The sequence below is a fragment of the Streptomyces sp. NPDC037288 genome, from assembly GCF_055603265.1.
Genome location: NZ_JBVJVY010000140.1, coordinates 1 through 4708 on the forward strand (window position 1 = coordinate 1; position 4708 = coordinate 4708).

The 4708-nt window shown below is 69.9% G+C and carries 4 protein-coding genes; 2 read left to right on the plus strand and 2 right to left on the minus strand.

Annotated features, from left to right (window positions below; genetic code table 11):
• Both ACZ7GZ_RS42300 and ACZ7GZ_RS42305 read left to right on the plus strand, forming a co-directional pair.
• Window positions 1-879, plus strand: an 879-nt coding sequence (locus ACZ7GZ_RS42300; protein WP_471033089.1) for an acyl-CoA carboxylase subunit beta, incomplete at its 5' end; no start/stop codon positions are given.
• Between the two features lie 57 nt (window positions 880-936).
• Window positions 937-1128, plus strand: coding sequence for an acyl-CoA carboxylase subunit epsilon (locus ACZ7GZ_RS42305; RefSeq protein ID WP_450803076.1), 192 nt, complete (start codon window positions 937-939; stop codon window positions 1126-1128).
• Between the two features lie 68 nt (window positions 1129-1196).
• Here the strand turns inward: ACZ7GZ_RS42305 and ACZ7GZ_RS42310 are convergent, their stop codons facing one another.
• Together ACZ7GZ_RS42310 and ACZ7GZ_RS42315 are read right to left on the minus strand one after the other, a co-directional pair.
• Window positions 1197-1505, minus strand: coding sequence for a hypothetical protein (locus ACZ7GZ_RS42310; RefSeq protein WP_471033092.1), 309 nt, complete (start codon window positions 1503-1505; stop codon window positions 1197-1199).
• A 22-nt stretch (window positions 1506-1527) separates the two neighbouring features.
• Window positions 1528-4708 (minus strand): RHS repeat-associated core domain-containing protein (locus ACZ7GZ_RS42315; protein ID WP_471033095.1); only part of this gene is annotated, 3181 nt, incomplete at its 5' end.

A 4708-nucleotide genomic window follows, 5' to 3' on the forward strand; every position in this document is an offset into this window, starting at 1 on the left:
GTCTGCCACTTCGCCTACGACGACGAGGAGACCTGCATCGCCGAGGTGCGCTACCTCCTCTCGCTCCTCCCGCAGAACAACCGCGAGAACCCGCCGCGGGTGGACTCCTCCGACCCGGTGGAGCGCCGGTCCGACGTCCTGCTCGACCTGGTCCCGGCCGACGGCAACCGGCCGTACGACATGGCCAAGGTCATCGAGGAGATCGTCGACGACGGCGAGTACCTGGAGGTCCACGAGCGCTGGGCGCGCAACATCATCTGCGCGCTGGCCCGCCTGGACGGCCAGGTGGTCGGCATCATCGCCAACCAGCCGCAGGTGCTGGCGGGCGTCCTGGACATCGAGGCGAGTGAAAAAGCTGCGCGCTTTGTCCAGATGTGTGACGCTTTCAATATCCCGATCGTCACCTTCCTGGACGTGCCGGGGTTCCTCCCCGGTGTCGACCAGGAGCACGGCGGAATCATCCGTCACGGCGCGAAGCTGCTGTACGCCTACTGCAACGCGACCGTGCCGAGGATCTCGCTGATCCTGCGCAAGGCGTACGGAGGTGCCTACATCGTCATGGACTCCCAGTCGATCGGCGCCGACCTCACCTACGCCTGGCCGACGAACGAGATCGCCGTCATGGGCGCCGAGGGTGCGGCCAACGTGATCTTCCGCCGTCAGATCGCCGGGGCGGAGGACCCCGAGGCCATGCGGGCGCGGATGGTCAAGGAGTACAAGTCCGAGCTGATGCACCCGTACTACGCGGCCGAGCGCGGCCTGGTCGACGACGTCATCGACCCGGCCGAGACCCGCGAAGTGCTGGCGAAGTCCCTGGCGATGCTGCATTCCAAGCACGCCGACCTGCCCTCCCGCAAGCACGGCAACCCCCCGCAGTAACCGGGCGGACCCGCCGCGGCAACCCCGCGGACCTCTCTCTCACGGAGACTGACACCCATGAGCACTCCTGACATCCGCGTCGAGAAGGGCCACGCCGAGCCCGAGGAAGTCGCCGCCATCACGGCCGTCCTCCTTGCTCGCGCGGCCGCGCAGACGCCTTCGGCCCAGACCCACCGAGGCCGCGCCAAGGCCGGCTGGCGCCGCCTGGAGCGCGAGCCCGGGTTCCGGGCGCCGCACAGCTGGCACTGAGCGCCAGGGATCTTCAACGGCGAGAGCCGTCGACTCCGGACAGCGGAGTCGACGGCTCTCGCCGTGTACTAGGCCGGCTCGGTCCAGAATCCGGAATCGGCGGCCGGCGGGGGCTTGGGGGCCCAGGTGCTGCGATCTGCCCCTGGGGTCCAGTCCGGTACGTTCCCGCCGAAATAGATGGTGAACGCCCAGAAGCGCTCTTCCTCGTGGAGGACGAGGCTGTCCTCGTCCGACAGGTCCTGCCCGTGCCACTGCTCATTGATACGAGCCACGGCCTCCGCGCGCGAGATCCCGAATTCCGAGACCATCTCGTCCGCGATCGCGTCCAGGAGTTCCAGCGTCTCGGACGAGGTGGGCATGGTGAACGTAGTACTCATGGTTGGCTCTCTTGCTTGAATCTCACTGAAGTGCCCGGTCGAGCAGGGATCCGGTGTCGCCGAAGAAGACGGTCTGGTCGCCGCTCCACCGGGGCACCGCGCCCTTCTTCATGAAGGCCTTCACATTTCTGAGCATGGGCCCTTCGACGACATCGTACTTGGGCACCTCCGTCCCGTCGCCGGCCCGGAAGTGGCGCACGAAGTCGGACAGTTCCGGGTCGTTCTCGGTGAACGCCCTGCGGTTCAGCGCCTCGAACTCATGCGCCGGCACCTTGAAATGGAGCACCACTCCGTCGTCGCCGAACCGCATCCGGGCCCAGTCCTCGGCCTGTTGCCGCGTGCGCGTCGTGTAGAACCCGTTGCCGAAGTCCATCGGGCGCGGCGCGTAGGACGGGTCGATGCCGTGGGTCCGGATGCTCCGCTCCCCGGCCCGGTTCGTGGCGTGGTAGAGGTGCACGCACGGCGTCAGGCCGAGCGGGTCGGACCAGGTCTGCGGATTGGTGACGTAGGCGAGCGGGTTCGGCGCGGGGATGAGCCCGAGCGGATCGGGGCTGGTGTACCGGGCGGTCTCGGGATCGTAGTGGCGGAAGTAGTTGTAGTGGAGGCCGGTCTCGGCGTCGGCGTACTGGCCGGGATGCCGCAGCGGGGTGTAGGCGGTGGCATCGGAGTTGTAGGCCGTCGTTCCCCACACGGTGCCGCGGGTGTGCCAGGCGAGGGCGCCCCGCTCGTCGACGAGTTCCGTCGGAGCGCCCACCAGGTCGGTGACGATGGCGAAGAACCTGGCATCGACCCGGTCCTGGTCCAGGGGCCGGCGCTCGTACTGTGCCAGCGGGCGGTGGCCGTCGTACTCCCAGGTGAGGACCGCGCCACCGCCGTGCTGTTCTTCCTCGGCGAGACGGCTGCCGTCCCAGCTGAAGCACGTCTCGTGGATCCGGGTCAGCCCGTCGTCGGCGAGGCGGAACTTGGCGGTGCGCCGGCCCAGGGCGTCGTAGGCGTAGTGCCAGGTGACTCCGTCGGGTGTGGTGCAGGTGGTGAGGCGGTCCTCGGCGTTCCACGTGTACCGCCAGACGTCCGCCGGGCGTGAGAGACGCTTCTTGCGGCGTTCGACGAGCCGGCCGGCCGCGTCGTAGCGGTAGGTGACGCGGCCCGCGGTCAGCACGCGAGTGCCGTCGAAGGTCCGGTCCCCGGCGGAGTCGGCGTCGACGGGCGTGCCGGCCCACGCGGCGTGGGTCTGGTTGCCTGCGGCGTCGTACGTGTACGTCTCCGACGCATGAGGACCGGCGGCGGTCAGCGGACGGCCGATCGGGTCCAGCTCGTAGTGGACGGCCCGGCCGGTGGCACGGTCCGTGACGGAGACCGGTTGGCCGTCCGCCCGGTAGCCGAACTCCCGTCGGCGCAGCGGTCCGTGGCCGGTGCTGAGGGTGTGGCTCGCCAGACGTCCGAGGGAATCCCATCCCGAATCGAGTGCGACACGGTCGCCGAGTGTGCGGCGGATCTCCCGGCCCAGTGGGTCGTGGTCGAAGGCCAGATGGTGCTCGCCGTCCAGACGCAGTCCGCTCCGGTTGCCGAACTCGTCCCAGACGGTCTGGGTGGCGGCGCCGGTCGGGGTGACGCGGCCGGTACGGCGCCCGAGGGTGTCGTAGTGATAGTGCGTGGTGCGGCCGTCCACGGTCTCGGCCGTCATACGGCCCCCGGCGTCATAGACGCGGGTGAGGCGTGAGGAGGCGGAGACGGCCTCCGTCAGCCGGCCGACGGCGTCGTACGCGTAGTCGGTGCGCTCCCCGCCGACGTCCTTGGCGATGAGGCGTCCGGCCGAGTCGTAGGCGTAGGTGATGGTCTCGCCCGCGGCGTTCGTGCGAGCGACGGGCTGCCCGGCCGCGTCATAGGAATAGCGGGTGGTACGGCCGTCGAAGTCGGTCTCCGCGACCAACCGCCCTGCCGCGTCGTAGGTGTAACTCCACTGCAGACCAAGGGGGTTCGTGACCTGGGTCAGCCGCTGCTCGGTGTCGTACCGGAACCGGTGCTCGGCACCGTCGGGGGTGAGCCGAGCGGTGAGCAGGTCGAAGGCACCGTGACGCAGCCGGGTGCGCCCCCCGAGCGGATCGGTGTGGCCGGTGCAACTCCCCTCGCCGTCGTACGTCCAGGACTCGGTGGTGCCGTCCGGGGAGTCGCGGCGCACCAAGCGGCCCTCGGCGTCCCACGCCAGGGTGGTCGTCGCGCCGAGCGGATCGGTGACGGCGACCGTGCGCCCGCACGCGTCCCGCCGGTAGGTGGTGCGGGTGCCGTGCGTGTCCTCCAGGGCGAGCGGCAGACCGGCGGCGTCGGCGTCGACGCGAAGCGTGTCACCGAGCGGGTTGACGACGGTGGCGACCGCGCCGGTCGGGTGGTGGGTGAAGCGATGGACGGTGCCGTCGGGTGCGGTGCGGCTGGTGCAGTTGCCGCGCTCGTCGAAGGTCTGCAGTTGTGTGGCGCCCTGGGGGTCCGTGATGCGGACGGGCAGGTGCAGGTCGTTGTAGGAGATGCGGCTTGCCGTGCCGTCCGCGGTGGTGACGGAGACGAGGTCACCGGCGGCGTCCCATTCCCAGCGGGTGGTACGGCCCAGGGGGTCGGTGCGGCTGAGGAGGTGGTCGCGGCTGTCCCAGCTCTGGGTGGTGGTGTTCCCGAGCGGGTCGGTGATGGCGACGATCTGCCCGTGCCGGTTGGCGCGGTAGGTCGTGGCGTGGCCGAGGGAGTCGGTGTAGGTGACGGTGGTGGCGCCGTCGGCGTCCGGGGTGCCGTACGTGATGCGGGAGTTGAGGATGCCGTCGCTGCCGTGCGTCTCCACGACCCGGCCCTGTGCGTCGTAGACGTAGGCGAAGACGGTGTCGTTGCTGTCGCGCCAGCCGGTGATGCGGTGTGCCGAGTCGTACGTGAACCCGGTCGGAGCGTCGGCGGCGTTGCGGACCTCGGTCAGGTTTCCCGACTCGTCGTGGAGGTAGCCGCGCAGACGGATGGATCCGTCCCCGGTCACCGCGTGCAGGCCGGTGATGTGGCGGCCGGCCTCGGCGGTGGTGACCCGGATGCGGTAGCCGCCGGAGTGGGTGACCTCCAGCAGGATGTCGTCTGCGTCGCGTTCGAGGGTGATGTGGTTGTGGTTGCGGTCTTCGACCTGCGCCAGCCACCACACGCCCGCACGGGCCGCGGAGGGTTCGAAGTGCCGGGTC

Coding starts and splice junctions, on each gene's coding strand:
- ACZ7GZ_RS42305 (WP_450803076.1), top strand. CDS start 937: ATGAGCACTCCTGACATCCGCGTCGAGAAGGGCCACGCCGAGCCCGAG.
- ACZ7GZ_RS42310 (WP_471033092.1), bottom strand. CDS start 1,505: ATGAGTACTACGTTCACCATGCCCACCTCGTCCGAGACGCTGGAACTC.